The sequence below is a fragment of the Sphingomonas canadensis genome (genome assembly GCF_026013525.1).
GTDB lineage: Bacteria > Pseudomonadota > Alphaproteobacteria > Sphingomonadales > Sphingomonadaceae > Sphingomonas > Sphingomonas canadensis.
This window is the reverse complement of the sequence record NZ_JAPDRA010000005.1, coordinates 257,073-274,332: the sequence shown is the minus strand read 5'-3', so window position 1 is coordinate 274,332 and position 17,260 is coordinate 257,073. Positions and strand designations below refer to the sequence as shown.

General features: G+C 66.5%; 20 protein-coding genes. 3 read left to right on the top strand and 17 right to left on the bottom strand.

Annotated features, from left to right (window positions below):
• Window positions 1-220 precede the first annotated feature (220 nt).
• The 16 genes from OM513_RS12765 to OM513_RS20835 form a co-directional block, all read right to left on the bottom strand.
• On the bottom strand, window positions 221-1,024 hold the full coding sequence (locus OM513_RS12765; RefSeq protein WP_264944752.1) for a sulfotransferase family protein: 804 nt from the start codon (window positions 1,022-1,024) through the stop codon (window positions 221-223).
• The gene (locus tag OM513_RS12760) at window positions 1,009-1,872 is read right to left on the bottom strand and encodes a glycosyltransferase (protein WP_264944751.1); all 864 of its coding nucleotides are present in this window, start codon (window positions 1,870-1,872) and stop codon (window positions 1,009-1,011) included. The genes OM513_RS12765 and OM513_RS12760 overlap by 16 nt, the downstream gene beginning before the upstream one ends.
• Window positions 1,869-2,495: a sulfotransferase family protein gene (locus OM513_RS12755; protein WP_264944750.1), complete on the bottom strand. Its 627-nt coding sequence runs from the start codon at window positions 2,493-2,495 to the stop codon at window positions 1,869-1,871. Before OM513_RS12755 ends, OM513_RS12760 begins: the two co-directional genes overlap by 4 nt.
• A gap of 8 nt (window positions 2,496-2,503) precedes the next feature.
• Entirely contained in the window at window positions 2,504-4,291 is a 1,788-nt protein-coding gene (locus OM513_RS12750; protein WP_264944749.1) for an asparagine synthase-related protein, read from the bottom strand.
• 320 nt (window positions 4,292-4,611) lie between these two features.
• A complete protein-coding gene (locus tag OM513_RS12745; RefSeq protein WP_264944748.1) occupies window positions 4,612-4,887 on the bottom strand; it encodes a PqqD family protein in 276 nt (91 codons plus the stop codon).
• Window positions 4,888-4,900: 13 nt separating this feature from the next.
• On the bottom strand, window positions 4,901-5,779 hold the full coding sequence (locus tag OM513_RS12740) for a sulfotransferase domain-containing protein (RefSeq protein ID WP_264944746.1): 879 nt from the start codon (window positions 5,777-5,779) through the stop codon (window positions 4,901-4,903).
• Entirely contained in the window at window positions 5,776-6,102 is a 327-nt protein-coding gene (locus OM513_RS12735; protein WP_264944744.1) for an aspartyl/asparaginyl beta-hydroxylase domain-containing protein, read from the bottom strand. Before OM513_RS12735 ends, OM513_RS12740 begins: the two co-directional genes overlap by 4 nt.
• A 277-nt stretch (window positions 6,103-6,379) precedes the next feature.
• Window positions 6,380-7,636 carry an NAD(P)/FAD-dependent oxidoreductase gene (locus OM513_RS12730; protein WP_264944743.1) on the bottom strand — a complete coding sequence of 419 codons (1,257 nt, stop codon included), beginning with the start codon at window positions 7,634-7,636 and terminating at the stop codon, window positions 6,380-6,382.
• Window positions 7,633-7,881 carry an acyl carrier protein gene (locus OM513_RS12725; RefSeq protein WP_264944741.1) on the bottom strand — a complete coding sequence of 83 codons (249 nt, stop codon included), beginning with the start codon at window positions 7,879-7,881 and terminating at the stop codon, window positions 7,633-7,635. Before OM513_RS12725 ends, OM513_RS12730 begins: the two co-directional genes overlap by 4 nt.
• Window positions 7,878-9,383: an amino acid adenylation domain-containing protein gene (locus tag OM513_RS12720; protein ID WP_264944739.1), complete on the bottom strand. Its 1,506-nt coding sequence runs from the start codon at window positions 9,381-9,383 to the stop codon at window positions 7,878-7,880. Before OM513_RS12720 ends, OM513_RS12725 begins: the two co-directional genes overlap by 4 nt.
• Window positions 9,383-10,498, bottom strand: coding sequence for an acyl-CoA dehydrogenase family protein (locus OM513_RS12715; protein ID WP_264944738.1), 1,116 nt, complete (start codon window positions 10,496-10,498; stop codon window positions 9,383-9,385). The genes OM513_RS12720 and OM513_RS12715 overlap by 1 nt, the downstream gene beginning before the upstream one ends.
• Window positions 10,495-11,376, bottom strand: a complete 882-nt coding sequence (locus OM513_RS12710) for an LpxL/LpxP family acyltransferase (protein WP_264944737.1) — start codon at window positions 11,374-11,376, stop codon at window positions 10,495-10,497. Before OM513_RS12710 ends, OM513_RS12715 begins: the two co-directional genes overlap by 4 nt.
• Window positions 11,373-12,287 (bottom strand): hypothetical protein, encoded by a 915-nt coding sequence (locus tag OM513_RS12705; protein WP_264944736.1) that lies wholly within the window; start codon window positions 12,285-12,287, stop codon window positions 11,373-11,375. The genes OM513_RS12710 and OM513_RS12705 overlap by 4 nt, the downstream gene beginning before the upstream one ends.
• Window positions 12,288-12,307: 20 nt before the next feature.
• Window positions 12,308-13,066, bottom strand: coding sequence for a hypothetical protein (locus OM513_RS12700; protein ID WP_264944735.1), 759 nt, complete (start codon window positions 13,064-13,066; stop codon window positions 12,308-12,310).
• Between the two features lie 396 nt (window positions 13,067-13,462).
• Window positions 13,463-13,681 (bottom strand): helix-turn-helix domain-containing protein, encoded by a 219-nt coding sequence (locus OM513_RS12695; protein ID WP_264944734.1) that lies wholly within the window; start codon window positions 13,679-13,681, stop codon window positions 13,463-13,465.
• Window positions 13,682-13,818: 137 nt separating this feature from the next.
• Window positions 13,819-14,226 (bottom strand): 4'-phosphopantetheinyl transferase superfamily protein, encoded by a 408-nt coding sequence (locus OM513_RS20835; protein ID WP_406701373.1) that lies wholly within the window; start codon window positions 14,224-14,226, stop codon window positions 13,819-13,821.
• An 82-nt stretch (window positions 14,227-14,308) separates the two neighbouring features.
• Between OM513_RS20835 and OM513_RS12690 the strand changes: the two genes are divergently transcribed.
• The 3 genes from OM513_RS12690 (at window position 14,309) to OM513_RS12680 (ending at window position 16,941) form a co-directional block, all read left to right on the top strand.
• Window positions 14,309-14,476 carry a hypothetical protein gene (locus OM513_RS12690; RefSeq protein ID WP_264944732.1) on the top strand — a complete coding sequence of 56 codons (168 nt, stop codon included), beginning with the start codon at window positions 14,309-14,311 and terminating at the stop codon, window positions 14,474-14,476.
• Window positions 14,477-14,632: 156 nt separating this feature from the next.
• Complete coding sequence (locus OM513_RS12685; protein ID WP_264944731.1) at window positions 14,633-16,405, top strand: cation:proton antiporter domain-containing protein; 1,773 nt, start codon at window positions 14,633-14,635, stop codon at window positions 16,403-16,405.
• Between the two features lie 11 nt (window positions 16,406-16,416).
• A complete protein-coding gene (locus OM513_RS12680) occupies window positions 16,417-16,941 on the top strand; it encodes a hypothetical protein (protein WP_264944729.1) in 525 nt (174 codons plus the stop codon).
• 18 nt (window positions 16,942-16,959) lie between these two features.
• On the opposite strand, the gene OM513_RS20830 is transcribed toward OM513_RS12680, so the two are convergent.
• Window positions 16,960-17,226 carry a c-type cytochrome gene (locus OM513_RS20830; protein ID WP_406701372.1) on the bottom strand — a complete coding sequence of 89 codons (267 nt, stop codon included), beginning with the start codon at window positions 17,224-17,226 and terminating at the stop codon, window positions 16,960-16,962.
• Window positions 17,227-17,260: the final 34 nt, after the last annotated feature.

Here is a 17,260-nt window from a genome sequence, read left to right as displayed (position 1 = left end):
CGACCTCACACATCCCTGGGGTTCATGACACCGACCGAATTTGCTTCATCGGCCGGGGTTAACCCCGGCCGATGAAGCGCCAGATCTCTCCTTCTGGCCGGATACAAATCGGGACCAGGGTCAGAAGCGCCAGATCTCTCCTTCTGGCCGGATACAAATCGGGACCAGGGTCAAGCAGACACCAGCGGATGAGGGAAATTGGGCCGGCCTTCGAAGCCGACTATGCCAGATAGCTGTAACCGAACCATTCGAGATCAGCCTGTTGCTCGCGCAACGTCGCGCTGATGACCGACCGGTCATTCTCGCTCAGTCGAGCGATCTGATCCGCGTTCATGTCCGCGATGGGCCGGCCCTCAATCCCCTTCACCGCGATGCGATCCGGCCACTCGAATCCTTCCAGGGCAGGCACCAATGCCGCGACCCGCGCCGCCGTCCCGCGCGGATCGGCGCACATCTCCTCATAGCTGAGCGCCATACCGATATCGCCATGGTCGAGCAGGTTGTTGCGCTGGCGCGCCAGGCAGACCGCCAGATGCCGAGCGGCAACAATCCTGATGTCCTCCCCCGGCTCAAGCGGCTGCTGATCGGCTCGGCGCATAATTCCCTCGATAGCGGCGTAGGGATTGCGCGTGAGGAACAGGAACCGGGCGTCGGAAAATGCCTGACGAAGCGCCGCCACGTTGAGCAGGAAGGGCGGCGACGAGGTGACGAACACGGATGCCGCAGGATCTTGCGCCGTCGCTTGGGCGTGCCAGGCATCGCGGGTGCGCCGCCAGTCGTGGCCGATCCCGCTGAACAGCGCCACCCATTCCGGGCGCGACGCCCAGATCAACCGCGTGCCGGTTTCGCGCGTGCTGGGACCGACAAAGCCGGGGACGTGCTGCCCCTCGCGAGGCAGGCTCCAGCAATGGCGAGAGGACGCGATCGCGTTCCGGAGCAGCGTCGATCCGCTGTTGTTCGGCGCGATGACGAACAAATGGGTACGGATCGCGCCCGCCGCGCCTGCCATTACGCCGCGACCCATTCGCCCGCGGCAAGGTGCTGAGCGGCCAGCCAGTCGAGATAGCTGGCATGCCATTGCCGGTAGGCCTCGATCAGGACCGGACTGCGCCGCACGGCCTGGGGGTGGTGGTGCCAGGCCCAGGGCTTTGCCGCGCCATTGAAATGAAGCACTCGCGCATCGCGCGCCTCGCCGAAGGAAACGTCGTGCATCAACAACCGGTTATAGTCCGGGCCTGCGATCGATACCTGACCGGCGAAATGGCGATTGAAGACGATCTGATCGGTGTGGGGCGTGACCACCGCACTCCATAAAGAGGGTTCGAGCCCGTCGAGCAAGGCGCCATGGACCTTGCTGCCCGCGAGCGCGCCGTCGATCAGCATCAACCCCGCGTTAAACGACGGCGAGATCGCGCCACTGGCATCGCGCGCGACTTTGTCGAAGCTCGTGCGGTCGCGTCCCAGGCCCTCCTGCCAGGCACTGTCGCCCACCGCGACGAAGGGTTCACGCCGCTCGAACAGATCGCTGACGTCCGCGCGGAACAGCAGATCGCTGTCACAGAACATCACCCGGTCATAGCCGTTAAGCCCAAAGGCCTCGATCGACGCGAAGCGGGCGCACCGGCTTGCCAATTCAGGCCGCGCGGCGATCAGCCCAGCCACCCTATCGTGAAAGGCCGGAGATACCGGCACGAGGCGCAGTCCGTCGATGCGTGAAAGCAGCGCCGCCATCTGCGAGCCGAGCGCGTCGTAAAACGCGATGACATCACCATCGAACCATGGATTGTGACGCCGGAACGAATGGACCATCACGATCGTGCCGATCGCGAACGCATCCGAGGTGACGGTGGCAAGGCAATGGCGCGGCTTCACGCCGGCGATCCTGCATCATAGCCGAATAGTGCGAAATCCTGCGCATAGCGCTCGGTGAGCATCGCCCGCAGCTCGACGTCGAACGCTTGCGTCGGCGCCGTTCGCGTTACGTTGACGCGCTCGAGCGGCGCCTCGGCCAATCCGATCCGCCGGGTGATGACAGTCATATCCTCCGCCAGCCTCTCGTACCGGGCGACGGTGTTGACCGCGATACGGCCATCGTCGCCACACAGGAAATGATGCTGAGGCGCGAAGAGGAAATGATCGCCTTCGCGGTCGAGCAGGCGCTTCATCTCGTCATTGGAATCGCGCGACGCCGCGAACCGCGCCGGATCGTAGAAACCGCATGCGGAGCGGAACCGGGCGAACGGATGCCGCACCACGCCGAAGGTGAAGAACGCCTCCCACATGCCTGGCGGGAGCCAGGGCATGATGTCCCGGCAAGTCAGGTGGCCATGGCCGATCGCGGCGAGCTCCGCGACGGGGAACAGCCGCTGTTCGGTAAGCGTGGCCTGTTCCCAGTCGGTCGCACTCAAACCCGCGCGCAGCCGTTTGCGGAGTGCCTGGCTGCCCGTCTTGGGCACCGCGACGAAGACGAACTTGCGAGAGAAGGAGACGATCATAGCCGCGATCAGAAATCGAGGAACTGCAGCGCGAGGCGGCGATGCTGGAGCCCGCGCATATTTCCCGCGGCGGCGGAATCCAAATCCGCCAGCAGCCGCGGCATGTCCAGCCAAGCCGCGCGAGACGGCGGCACGGCGCGGGCGCGCAATTGCGCTGCGACGCGGCCGAACGCTTCGCCTGTCACCAGATCGACATGTTCGATGCGCTGCACTTCGTTCTTGTTCGTGTTCCAGCAGATTTCTGGCGGGAGGATATCGCGCATCGCGTTGCGAAACGCCCAGCGCCGCCATTCCGGCGTGTGTACCTGCGTCGGCGGCAGCGAATGCGCGAATTCCATCAGGCGCCGGTCGAGCATCGGATAGCGATATTCGATCCCGCGGCGGTGCCCGCTGATCGCCCAGTCTTCGAGGCGCGTCGCCAGATAGCCGGAAAAGAAGGTCTCGAACTGCACCTGGCGGATGCTGCCCGTACGCGGCGGCGGCACAGGGCGCGCCAGAAGGCGGGCGCGGATTTCGGGCGCGACGAAGCTGCGCGCCACCCTCGCCCGGTGACGCGCGCGCTCCTGCCGCGTTCGCGTCGCCCCCAGCACCGGCAAAACCGCCTGCCCTATCACGAAGCGCAGCAGGGAGCAGTTAGCCTTTCTCGCTTCCTCGCGGAGCCGTCCCCAATGCCCGCCGCGCAGCAAGTCGGGGATGTAGCCAGGCCCATTGAACGTCGCCGCTTCGTCGCCGCCCCAGCCTGACAAGATCGCGCGGATGCCGCGCCGCTCCGCTTCGCGCTGCACGGCAGATTCCTGGAGCATGTTGCCCGCGTCCGGGCTCATCGTCCCGTCGGCACGCAGCAGGCTGATGAAATCCTCCGCCGTCGGCACCGGCGCATGGATCTCCAGATCTTCCTGCACGCGCGCCGCGGCGATCCAGCTCGGCTCACTGCCGGGTTCGGGCAGCGACCAGGCGAATCCCATGAAGGGAGGACGGCCCTGCTCACGCAGCAACGCGCTACCGACCGCGACGATGCTCGATGTATCGAGCCCGCCGCTGACGTGCACGCCCAGACCTTCTCCATCGAGCCGGTCGGCAACCGCCTGGCGGTGCAGCGCACGCAGCCGCTGCGCGTACTCTCCGTCATCGGCGAGTTCGAGGCGGTGCAACTGTTCGGGACACCAATAGCGCGAGATCGCTGCGTGCGTGGACGTCACGATCATGCTGTGGCCGGGAGGCAGGCGGCGTACAGCGGCATAGGCGGTGTGGGCCGCCGAGAGCGGGAATCGGGACACCAGTCCGTGCGCCACGGCATCGGCATCGAACGCCCGGTCCACCCCGGGCGCGGCCAGCACGACCTCGATCGCGCTTGCAAAGGCGAGGTGCTGCCCATCCAGCGCATAGTAGAAGGGGCGCGCTCCGACATGATCGCGCGCGCAGAACAATTGCTGCGCCGCAGAGTCCCAGATCACGAAGGCATAATCGCCGATCAGATGTTTCGGGCAATCCGCCCCCCAACGCCGATAGGCAGCCAGGATCAGCGCGGCGCTGTCCATGGCACGCATCTCCGCCGGGCTCAGCCCGAGCGCATCACCCAGCGTGGCGCGATCGTCGATCCGCGCATCGGCCGCGATCAAGAGCGTCGCATCGGCAGCGCGGCTCCGGTCGCCGTCGCTCGCGCCCAGCGCTATGCTTCCATGGCTGTGGAGACTCGCAGGGCCAAGCCCTGCGGCGGAAAACGCGCGCGCCATGGCATCCATGCGCGGCCCTACCGAACCGCCACGCCGATCGAAAATGCCGAAAATGGGCTGCATCAATCGCATTCCGCTCGGGCATGCGCAACGCAGCGCGGCGTCGAGCCCCCGCGCCCTGTAATCCCTCTGCCACGGCAGCGCTGCTTACGCCGCCGTCTAAATATCAGGAGACCCGGTACCTGGCACCGGATTCGCCCCCAACCGCATTAGAGCCCGAGGCGGTCCGCTTGACCGGAACAACCGCGCGCAGGCGAGGCTTGGACCAGGGCAAACGTACCGGCTGTACTGTATTCGACATGCGCGCTTCCCTAGCCATCAAACCTGAGCGACGATCGCTTTTGCCAATTCCGCTCGAAAAGTCAATCAGCGCCCCCCGGGAATCAGCCCTGCCTAAGGACATCCACCGCGATAAGTTCTTTCACGAATTCAGATACATCCGCGTGGCAGGTCTCCGAATCCACCTCGTAGCGCGCGACCAGCGCCGCGCAGAGCTCTGGCAAGGTGGCGGGGGATTCGAGCAGAGCCCAGACCGCCGAGCCGATGGGGTCGAGATCGAAATAGGTGCCGCTCTCGATGTTCATCAGCACCGTCCCCTGTTCGACCTCGCTGAACATCACCGATGGATTTCGCGCGATAGGCATTTGGTCGATCGTCATCACATATTCCTGGTCATGCCGGTGTCGTGCCCTCGTCGAGGAAGGCGAGTACCGCGTCAAGATAGCCAAGGCGCGCCATCATCGCGCGATGCGACGCGACGATCCGCAGGGCCTGGGCACGCAGCAGGCTGTCACGCCACCCGTCCGCGATCCCGCGGCGGAAGAAGGGGGCGCCGGCCAAGGCCTTTTCCGCGAAGCCCGACCTTGCCTCGCGAGCCTGCAGCGCCGAAAACCCGGTGTGGCGGATTGCATGTTCGAGTTGTGCGGCGTCCACCGCGACGCCCGCAAAGCGCAAAATGCGGTCGAACTGCCCGTGCGGATCGGCGATCATGTCCTCATAGCGAACCTGAAGCACCGGCATCTCGGTCTGCGCCCTCCAACTTGCGGCATGCCCGCTCCACGTGTCCAGCCGCTGAGGCAGCATTGCCGTGACGCCGGTTCGCGGACGGTCCATCGCTGCGTGCGGATCGGCCATATGATCGATGATCCGGTCCACCTCCCAGCACTGGTGGTGCGCGAACGAGACCGCGACGTCGAGCGGGTTGCGGACGATATGCACCACGCCGCGGCCCGCTCCGCCGGGGAATATCGGCTGTCCCCGATCATTGATTCCGAAGGCGTTGTGAACCTTGACCCAGCAAGGCGGATCGATTTCCGCGGCCACGCGCAGATGATAGCCCGGACGGGCACGGTCGATCTCTGCCTCGCTCAGATCGGCGGAGTTCAGCCCGGTCACTTCGTCAAACAGGGCGCGGCTGTTCACCAGCTCCCCGCCGATCAGCCGGTCGAGGTCAGGCCCGCTGCCGGGCGGGCCACCGTAGGCGGTGAGAAAGGCGCGAATCCAGGTGCTGCCCGACTTTGGGTAGGACGCGAGCCAGACGATCGAAGTCACGCCGGGCTCGTTTCGCCCGCCGCCGCATCGAAGACCTCGAAGATAAAATGGATGCGGTCGGCATCGCCGTCGTTGCGAACGGCGTGGGGGGCGACGTTGTTGACCTCATAGGCACGCCCGGCCTCAAGATGGAACTCGCGATCGCCGAGCGTCGTCACCACCTTCGGGTTGGTGATCAGCGGCACATGAATCTTGTGGGTTCGCAAGTTCGAGCCCGCGCCGTCGACATGCCGTTCGATCACGCCATGGGCGCGCAGCCGCGCCAGCATTGCCTTGGGGAATTGCGGCCGGCGGAACCGATAGGGCACGATCGCCTGCTCCATCACCGGAAGCAACAGCGATCGCCAGACTGCCCAACTGGGATTGTCATAGAAATTCCGCGGATCGCGATTGGCTTCGATGAAGCGAAAAACGATATGTTGGGTCTCGCGGAAGACCTCGAAATCATTCTCCTTTACGCCGTCCTCCATACCCCAGGTGCGGTCGGAGACTGCGCGGACCCGCTCGAGCAGCGGCGCAATTTCAACCTGGCCAAGGTCGAGCAGGTGTTGCGGCAGGCGGACCAGCGGCGGCTGGAGCGAGGGCGCGCCGGGACTTGCTTCAGGCTGCGGCAGGATCGCTCATCCTTTCGAAATTGATCGACCGGCCGCTCAGGCCCGTGACGTCCCTGATCAATCCGTGCTCGGCCGTGCTGTACAGCCGCATCGCAGCCTTGAGCCGCCCCTCGGTATAGGCCGGCGCACGGAAGGCAGGGCGGCATAGCGCGCGCGACACCGCCATCCGCGTCTGTATCTGCTGCTCGAAGATCGCGCGTGACGATTCGGCGCGCTCGGCGTTGCGCAGGGAGCGGTCGATCGCCCAGGCCGCGGTGAAGGCGCCGTACATCGCCAGCGTCACGCCGATCGAGAAGATCGGATCGATGAATCCCGAGGCGTCGCCGATCATGAAGCAGCCCGGCGCAGTCATCCGGGCCGAGGTGTAGGAATAATTGTTGATGACGTTAAGCGAGCCGGGAATGAACCGCGCGCGCTGAAGCAGGATCGAGAGCTGGGGCAGCTCGGCGCATTGCTGGAGGAAAAAGGCCTCAAGTCCGCCCGGCTGGCTGCGCGCCTGCCGGATCCGCTCGGTCGGGACGATCAGCCCGACGCTCGTACTCTCACGAAGCTGGATGTGCCAGCACCAGCCCGCGCCACTATAGGGCAAGCCCGTTACGAACGTGGTCGGCGCGATCGTGCGGGCATTTTCGGGCGGTTGCATGGTGCCGTCCGCCGCCATGTAGCTCGATCCCTCGAAATAGCCCCAAATTGCGACGAAGCGGAAATCGTCGTCGGCCTGGCGCACGTCGAGATGGCGGCCGAGCAGCGCCTGCTGGCCGGTAGCGTCGATCATGAAGCGGCTGGCGATCGTGCCGGCGCCGGCCTCGGCATGGACGTAGCGGGTGACCACCGTTTCGCCGGGTTCGACGTCCTGCACGGTACAGTCCTCGAACGCCTGTGCGCCGTTCCCGACGGCGTGATTGAACAGGATATGGTCAAACACGTCGCGCTCGACATGCAGCGCGGGCCGGGAGAAGCCATAGTTTCTGAATGCCATATGCCTGCGCTCGCCTTCCCAGTCGGCGAACGCGCCGGCCTTGGCGATGAAGCGCTCCGCGACCAGCCGGTCGGTGACGCCTGCCGCATCGGTATAGGTCCAGAAATGCGGGATCAGGCTCTCGCCGACATTGGGGCGCGGATGACGGCGCCGCTCCATCAGCACGACGTCATAGCCCTTTTGGCGAAGGAAGGTCGCCGCCATCGATCCGCCGGGGCCGCTCCCGGCGATCAGCACGTCGCAACGCTTCGGGACCTCACTCATACCTTGCCGCTTCGGTCTTCGATCAGCGCAGTGATCTTTGCGATGCTGCCGAAATTTTCAAAGGTCAGGTCGTCGGGCAGAATCTCCACGCCGAAATGATCCTCGATGAAGTCCGTCATCTGGAGCAGCATCAGCGAATCGACCAGCCCCTCGGCGATCACATCGGTGTCCGGGGTCAATGATGCGCTGTCCAATGCCGCACGGCTGTTGCGAACGATATAGTCGCGGATTGCCTCTTCGATCATTGGCGATCACCGGCCAGCATCGCGCGAACCGCAGCGCGATCGACCTTGCCCGTGGTGGTGAGGGGAAGCGTTCGCATCGCGCGGACCTCTAGCGGAATCATATAGGCTGGCAAGGCCGATCGGCACGCCTTGATCAAGCCCGCGGTGTCGATCCGCGCCAGGTCCGGACCGGTCACCGCGGCGATCAGAACGGCACCTAGCCGGACGTCATCGACAGGGCCGACGATCGCCGCGCTGACGGCCTCGTCGCGCAGCAATACTGCCTCGATTTCCTCAAGCTCGACCCGGTGCCCGCGCAGCTTGATCTGGTTGTCGGCCCGTCCGAGAAAGACGAGCGCGCCCGCTCCATCCATACGAGCATGGTCTCCGGTGCGGTACCAGCGCCCCGTTTCGCCGGGAAGCGTCACCAGCGCCGCAGCGGTCTGTTCGGGGCGATGCCAATATCCGGTCATCAGCGTCGCCCCGCTTACCAGTATCTCGCCCCGCTCGCCCCCGGCCACGGTGCGCATAGCCGGGTCGACGATCCGGATCGCCGCATCGCCGGTCGCCCGGCCGATCGGTATCTCATCGCCCGCAAAGCCCTTCGGCACGCGCCATGCGGTGACCACGTTGGTTTCGGTCGGGCCGTACAGGTTGAACAACGCGGCCTGGGGGACATGCCCGGCAAGCCAGCGCGCGAGTGCCGGAGGAAGCCGCTCACCCGCGAGCAGCACCAGCCGGAGCGCCGGAAACCGCGCCACCTCGCGCAGCGCCGCGAGGGGCATCAGCGCGCCCGGCACCGAATACCAGATCGTCACGCCGCTCGCCGCGATCCATTCGGCCAGCGCGCGCGGAAAAAGCATCGCTGGCGGCGGAACCAGCGCGACGCACGCCCCCGCGGCAACCGCGGCGAAGATATCGATGACCGAGAGATCGAAATGGAGCGGCGCATGGCTCGAAAGGCGATCACCGGGCGAGATAGCGAACGCGCCGGCGGCCCAGCCGATTACGCTCAGCGCCGCGCGATGGCTGATCACCACGCCCTTGGGCTCCCCGGTCGATCCCGAGGTGTACAGAATATAAGCGGCGGTCTCCGGGTCTTCTACAAGGCCGGGCAGTGCATCCGCCGAAAGCGCGGCAAGCATATCCTCGTCGAGAAGCAGGACCGGGATTCCGCCTTCATCGAGCATCGCCGCGTGAGCGGCATCCGCCGCCACCAGCCGCACCTCGCAATCGCCAAGGATGAACAGCGCGCGATCGCGCGGCGCCCGCGGATCGACCGGTACATAGGTCGCACCGCATTTCAGCACGGCGAACAGCGCCACCAGCGCGAGCCAGGACTTGTCGATCCACAACGCCACCCGGTCCCCCGGCGCCACTCCTGTCGCAAACAGCCTGGCACACAGCCGGTCGGACAAGTCGTCGAGCGCGGCATAGCCGATCGTTCGTTCGCCGTCGGCGATCGCGGGCGAGACCGGAAACCGCTCGGCGCTGGCGCGCAACAATCCGTGCAACGTGCGCATCAGCCGAGCATCAGCGTCCGTGCCATCGTCTCGCGCTGAAGCTCGGAGGTGCCCGAGAAGAGCCGGCTGCCGATCGCGTCGCGCAGTTCACGCTCGATCCCGGCCTGCACCGCATAGCCTGCACCGCCATGGATCTGGATCGCGTCCTCGCAGTTGCGCACCCATGCTTCGCTGATCGCATATTTCGCCATCGCCGCCAGCGCCGCGCGCTGGGATCGCCGCCCGCCTGCCTCAGCGGCACGATGGAGAAGGCCGCGCGCCGTCTCAAGCCGAAGCTGCATGTCGACCAGCTTTCCGGAAATCTGCTGGAAATCGCCGATCGCCCGGCCGAACTGCCGCCGTGCCCGCGCGCGGCGCACGCATGCATCGAGCTGGCGCTGCATCGCGCCGACCGCGAACGCCATGATGAAGCGACGCTCCTGCTCCATGGCATGCGCGAAGATTGCAAGCCCCGCACCCTCGGCTCCCAGCAGCGCGCCGGCGGAAACCCGGCAATCGTTGAGGACCACTTCGCCCACACGGGCGGTGCGGAAGCCCATCGTCTCGGTCGCCTCGGGGGTGTCGAGTCCGGGCGTGCCGCGCTCAACCACGAACATCGCAGCGCCAAGCGGTCCACGTTCCGGATCGAGCGCCGCCAGCACGATCACCACGTCGGCGAGAGGCGCATTGGTGACGTAAAGCTTGCGGCCGTTGAGCACATAGCCGTCGTCCCGCCGCTCGGCCCGAGTGGAGAGCGTGGACAAATCGGATCCGGCATCGGGCTCGGTCGCGGCGAGCGCCCCGATTGCGCTGCCACCGCACAGACGCGCGCCATACATGGCCTTCTGACGCTCGGTGCCGAACCGCATCAACGGGCCGACGCAACCCCACAGATGCGCGTTCAACGCGAGCGAAAGGCCGTTGTCATGGCATTCCTCGCCGAACGCTGCGAGCAGCCGCGCGATCGTCGGCGGATCGGCGGCAAGGCCGTACTCGGTGCCCAGTCCGGTTAGCCCCGCCTCCGCCACCGCGATCCAGCCGCTGCGATCAAAGGTGCCGGCGCGGTCACGGTCGATCAGACTGCCGCGGTCCAGCCCCGCGGCGGCGGCACGCGCGGTGGCGATCGGATCCTTCATGCCGCCGCCTCGACACGCGGCAGCGCAAGAAAACGCCGCATATGCCCCCATTTCACCGCCTCGGGCCGGGTCTGCCAACCATAAGCGACAAAGTTCGCCGCCTGCCCGACGATCGCCGCGATCCATTCGGCCGAGGTGCCCCCTTGGGGGTCGCGCATCGCAATCGGGCTGGCGAGCTCGGGCAGGAGCGATATCCGTACCTCGCCTTCTGGGGTCACGCCGGACACCACGGGGATGATCAACGCCCCGGTTCGCGCCGCGAGTTCGGCGAATGTCGGCTGAAACGCGCGAAGGCGGCCCAGGAAATCGACGCCTATCCCGCGCGCGCCGTGATAGCCATCGACCATCATGTGAACATGCCCGCCATTTCGCAGCATTGCCTGCGCATGCTTCAACTCGCCCGCGAGCGACAAGGGACGCTCGGGCGTGAACCAGCCGCCCGTCTTCCCCGCGTGCAGCCCGACGATCAACTGGCCCGCTCCGCCGTTCAGCGCGAGCCAGCGCGGCAAGGTTTCGGTGAACAGCCCCGCCATGGTGGCGAACACGATGCCCCTTCCCTCTGCGCGCGCGCGATCGAGTCGACCTGTATCCTTGACCGAAACCACCGCGCTGAACGAGGCATCGTCGAGGGCCTCCAGCGCGTGCCCCCAGTCGAACGAGAGCCGTGCGCGAAACAAGCTTGCAGGGGCGAAGGAATCGCCGCCGGGAAGACCGATCTCGCCGGCCCAGCGCGCGATCAATTCACGCTCCTCCCGCAGGTCGTCCCAGGCATCCGGCGCGCGGCATGAGGAAGCGAGCACCTCGCAGGCCCGGCGGAAGTCGCCCGCGCCGCCACGCCGTTCCGGCGCAGCGTGGTTATGGGCTCCGACCCGCTTCATGCAGCCCCGGCGGATTGCAGCGTGTTCAGATCGGCAATCACCCGCGCCGCGAGCGCATCGACCCCGAACCCCGTGTCGGGCCGCCACAGCCGCAGCACGGGCACGTCGCGCACCAATGTGGTCAATATCTCGAAATGCGCCGCGCGCATGCCGTTGGCAGCGTAGAAATGCTTCCGGTGCGTCAGGCGATTCAGCCAGTAGAGCGCGTCGGAAGAGGTCATCGGCTCTAGAACGATATCCTCGCGATTGTGCGGAGCCAGGATCAGAATCGTTCGGATCGGCTGGCGCGTGCCGCGAAACGACTTCACCGGCATTCTGAACTTGTTCAGATCGGGCCGCACCCGCTGTTGGCCGCTGGCGTCCAGCCCGAAGCCGTCGATCGTCTCCTGCCACATGCGCACCACGGGAAAGCCCGGTACGGCGACGGGAACCCCGGCGTCGAGCACGATCCCGGTGATATCGTCCGCCAGCACGGGCAACCCGTGCCGCGCAAGCCCGGTCTGCAGTGTGGATTTGCCTGCGCCCGAGCTCCCGGCCACCAGGATCGCGCCGTCCGGCGACGCGAGCGCGCTGGCGTGCAGCGGCAGAACGCCACGTTGTTGCAGCAGCGCCGACAAGGCAGAGCCGAGCAGCAGGCTGTTCGCGATGTCCGGCTCGGCTCCCGGCGCCAGCTCGACGCGGACCGAGCCGCCCTCCCGCACCTCGATCCGGACCTCGTCACGGACCTCGATCAGCCAGTGGCCCGGCGAAGCGATCCAATGGCTGAAATCGGTGTCGCACAGGATCGGCGCGTGATCGATCGCGCCCAGCGTGATGGTGACGTCAGCAGCTCCGGCTGAGGCCGGCAATAGATCCGGAATCGCGAAATCGCTCGCGATCAGAAGCTCGTAGGCGCGATAGAAAAACGGCATCGACCCCTCGGTTTGAGCACCTATGCCGGGCCGGCCGCACGCAGTCCATGCCGCAATCCGCGCGCCCGGACCCATTCGTACAGCGATGCGTCGGCCGGGCAATCGGCATGGATGCGCGCACGCAATGCATCGTCGAGGACGATGTGCCGCCGGATCGCATCGGCATCCGGCGCGCCGTCCGGCTTGTCTTGGGTTACGTTGTAATCGCGCCAGTCGGCGGGGATGCCCATTTCTTCGGAGAGGATCGCCATGCCGTTTGCTAGCTCGTCCGTCGTGCCCGAAAGCCAGCACCCCTCGATCAGTTCGGTTGCCATGGCGAGCAGCCGCTCGGGCGCTTCATGCACCGGCCGATTGACCAGGCTCTCGGCGTAGAAGCCCACCACCAGGTGGCGGTGGCGCGGCAGATAATGGTCTGCGTACCATCGTTCGAAATCTGCGTCCGCCTGTCCGCGGCTGCGCCGGAAATTGTAGAGCGACACGCAAAGTTCGGCCGGCTCACGGACGAAGGTGAGATAGCGCGCCTCGCGGCCGGGAACGAGCCGGTCGATACCGCGGAAGACATTGTGTCCGACCAGGGCCCGAGCCAGTTGACGCTGCTCGAGCGGGCGGGCGGCGAAGGGGATCGCCCCTTGCGCCAACCGCCTCGCACCGCCCTGTGCGGAGAATTCGACGACTTCCTCGTCCGGCGCCAGGTGGTTGGCGAGATGCCGCTTCAGCGTCGTCCCGCCGCTTTTGGGCAAATGGATGAAGATCCACAACGGCTTGGGAGCGGCGCTCATGCTTATCGGCCGATAAGCGTCACATCGGCGCGCTTCAAGTGATCGGCATGCGTCGCGATCATCCCGTATCAGCAGCCCGATTTTGAGAGGATTGAGGTCTCCACCCATATCCCTTCGGCAGGCACGGCCCCGAAGTGGGCACAGGAGCGGTGCAACCGCGCTCGGCGCGCAACGACGCCCCGAACCGTGAAACCTTGGAGATTCCGCGGGTCCAGCGCGAGGCCCGGTCGGACTTGTTTCCGCTCCAGGCTTAGGTGTTTAGTCCCAGCGTGTGATGGTTGGGTTGGACGAAAAAGACGTCAGGCGTCACGCCCGCACTCCCCAGCGCGGTCTCGTACAGATGCCCCAGCGGATCATAGTCCAGCGACGCCCCCTGCGCCCCCGAAATGTGCGATATTATCGCGCGCGAATTTCACTGATGGTCTGTCCCGTCCACCGCTTGATCGCGCGGCGAAGGTTGGCGCTGCCGCTGAAGCCGACCTTCCACGCCACGTCATCGACGCTCATGCGCGCGCTGATCGCGAAGGCATCGGCGAACTCTGCGCGCGCCGCCACGATGTTCTCGCACGCGATCAGATACTGGCCGATCGAAGTCAGGCTATGCGGATCGCGCACTTCGGCCAGCGTAAGCCCGGTTCGATCCAGCGCGGTGCCGGGCGATATTCCGCCGCAGCCGCCATCCTATGACACGAAGCACGATCTCTTCTCCGCGCTGATCGCCTGGTCCGAAAAGGGCTAGGCGCCGGATCGCATCATCGCGACCAGGTTCGCCAGCGATGCGCCGGGCAAGATCGAGATGCAGCGGCCGCTGTACCCCTATCCCATGAAGGCGATGTATCGCGGCACGTGATCGCAATCTCATGGAATTCGGGGAAAGCCCCGCTCAGCCGGTGCCGGGCCTTGAACGCAGCTTCCTTGGCACTGAAGACGAGCCGGTCGAACCAGGCGGGGTGGTTCCGTATCGCGGCGCGTTCCGACGGTCGCAGCACATGCTCCGCGACGCCGACGGGCACGCGCGCGCCGCGTGATATCTCGCCGCAGCGATGCTTCCAGCCCGGGGCGGCCGAGCAGCCGGAGGAGGCGCAGCACGTGGCGGGCGGTGCGGCGCGACCAAGCACATCCCCATCATAGGGATATTGCGCAGCACCCCCTCGGCTCATCGCACGCCTGATTCCTGTTGTCGCAAGATCGGACGCCCCGGGCAAAAGCGTCATGGCATGTTCACAAAGCTGTGGATAACCTATGCCCATGACCCACCGGCTCGATCAGGCACGCGAGTTGGAGAGCCGCGCGAACGCGGCCGCTTCGCTCGCCGAGGCTCAGGCGCTGAAGGCGCAGGCGGACCGGCTGCGCGGCGCACGCGGCGGAACGGGCACCGGCTGGCCGCTGATCCCCTATTTCCGTAACTGAGCCCTTTCGCGGCCCGCCCTACCCCGCCCCGGCCATTGCTGACCGGCGTCATCCATCCCCGGCAAGGCCGATCCGGCCCGGCGCAAGGCAATGTCCGCGCCGGCTTTTTTCGTTCCCGCCCATGACAAGCGCGCGCCGAACCGCTTTAATGCGCGCATGCTAGCATTGGAGAACACCGGATTCAGCGACACGCTGGTGATCCTCGGCGCGGCGGGGCTGGTGATCCCGGCGTTCGCGCGCTTCCGCATCAGCCCGGTGATCGGTTTCATCCTGGTGGGCCTTCTGGCCGGGCCGGCGGCGTTGGGCGCGCTGGTGCCGCAATATCCCTGGCTCTATTATTTCACGATCTCCGACCCGCATTCGATCGAGCCGTTCGCCGAGTTCGGCATCATCCTGTTGCTGTTCTCGATCGGGCTGGAGCTTTCGTTCAAGCGATTATGGGCGATGCGCGCGCTGGTGTTCGGCGTGGGCGCGGCGGAGCTGTTCGGCGCGGGGCTGATCCTTGCGCTTGTGCTCTATGTCACGGGGCTGAGCGCCACCGGGTCGATCGGGCTGGGGCTGGCGCTGGCGCTGTCCTCCACCGCGATCGTGCTGCCGATCGCCGGGACGACCAGCCCGGTCGGCCGCGCCGCCTTTGCAATGCTGCTGTTCGAGGATCTGGCGCTGGTGCCCATCATCTTCCTGCTGGGCGCGATGGCGCCGGCAGGCGCGGGCGATGCCGGCATCTGGGGCCTGGCGATGGTGGTGGGCAAGGGACTGGTGACGATCACCGTGCTGTTCCTGGGCGGCAGGCTGCTGCTGCCGCGCATGTTCGGCCAGGCGGCGCGAACCAAGAGCCCGGAGCTGTTCCTGGCCGCCAGCCTGCTGGTGGTGATCACCGCCAGCCTGGCGACCACGGCGGCGGGCCTCTCGCCCATCGTCGGCGCGCTGATCGCGGGGCTGCTGATCGCCGAGACCGAATATCATAGCGAGGTCGACGCGATCACCGCGCCCTTCAAGGGGCTGGCGCTGGGCGTTTTCCTGATCACCGTGGGCATGCAGCTCGACATCCGCATGCTGATCGAGCGTTGGCCGGAGCTGCTGGGCGCCAGCCTGGTGGTGATGGTGGTGAAGGTGGCGGTGACGATGGGGCTGCTGCGGCTTTCGGGGGCGCGCGCGGGCACGGCCGCGGAAACCGGCGTGCTGATGGCCAGCCCGTCGGAAACGACGCTGATCGTGCTGGGCGTGGCGGGCACCGCGGGGCTGATCACCCCGGCGACCGCGGGCTTCTGGACCACCGTTACCGCGATCGGGCTCACCGCCACGCCGCTGCTCGCCAAGGCGGGCCAGTTGCTCTCCCGCCAGATCGAGCGCAGGGGCGCCGAGATGGAGGAGGACCTGATGCCGCATGACATCGGCACGGTGGTGATCGGCTTTGGCCGCGTCGGCCGCACGGTGGCGGACATGCTGAAGCGCCACGGCCTGCCCTATCTGGGCGTGGATGCCGATATCGACAACGTCAACGCCGCGCGCCGCGACGGATATCACGTGCTGTTCGGCGATGTGACGCGCGCCGAACTGGTAGACCGGCTGCGGCTGGGGCACGCCAAGGCGCTGATCCTGACGATGGACGATCCCGTGCTGACGGTTCACCTTACGCGGCGCGTGCGTTCCTGGGTGCCCAACCTGCCGATCATCGCCCGCGCGCGCGACGCGGACCATGCCGCCGAACTCTACAAGGCCGGCGCGACCGATGCGGTGCCGGAAACGCTGGAAAGCTCGCTCCAGCTCTCCGAAGCGCTGCTTGTCGATCTGGGCGTAGCGGTGGGGCCGGTGATCGCATCGGTCCACGAAGAGCGCGACAAGATGCGCAAGGCCATCAAGGAAGCCGCCGGCCTTGAACGCGAACCGCGGCTGCGGCGGGTGCGCCGCGAAGAAGCTGAGGCCTGAAGGAGTATCCGATGTTGCTGACCGCACTGGCGCTGTTCGCGCTTTCCCCCGCCCCGGCGCCGCAGGAGGCCGATCCGCTGGCGCCCGCGCGCGAGGGCAAGCTGCGCTGCGCCGATCCCGATCCCGCGCGCAAGACCTGCGCCACGATCACCCGCTTCCGCATGCGCGACGACGGATCGTTCGACGCGACCATCTCCGGCATCGCCGATCCGGGGACGACGACGGTGATCGTCTATGACACCTGGGGGCGTGTGGAAGGCAGCGCGGTGTGCATCACGGTGCGGCCGGCGGACATTTCCGGCGGGCGCTTCTTCGTGGACGGCAAGCCCGCCACCTCCAGCCAGTCGAGCGAGCTGGGCGAGCGGCTGGCCAACCTGATCGCGCCGCTGGCGGGCAAGAAGCGCTGCTTCATCGATCAGGAGGACGACGGGGCGATCATTTCCAACGTCACGCTGGACGGGGTGGTGCAGATCGAGCAGCGCCGCCGCGTCGCCTGGATCAACGCGGCGGACGGATATGCGCTGGCGGGGGGCTGAGGGACTGTCGCGCGCCCGCTACTCTAGAGATCGAAGATAGGCGATCACCGCCCTGCGATCTCCGGGATCGGCAAGACCCCGCATCGGCATCCTGCTGCCAGGGACGAATTGGATCGGCCCGCGCAGCCAGCGATCAAGCGTCGCCCTATCCCATGTGAGACCGCTGGACGCAAGCGCGTCTGAAGAACGATAGCCGGGCCGCGCGCCCGCCCGAGCCCCGAACACGCCCCACAGATTGGGTCCTATACCATTGGGCGCGTCCTTGCCCGAGGTGTGACAGGCCATGCACTTGTGGAACGCTTCGGGCATATCGCCGGCA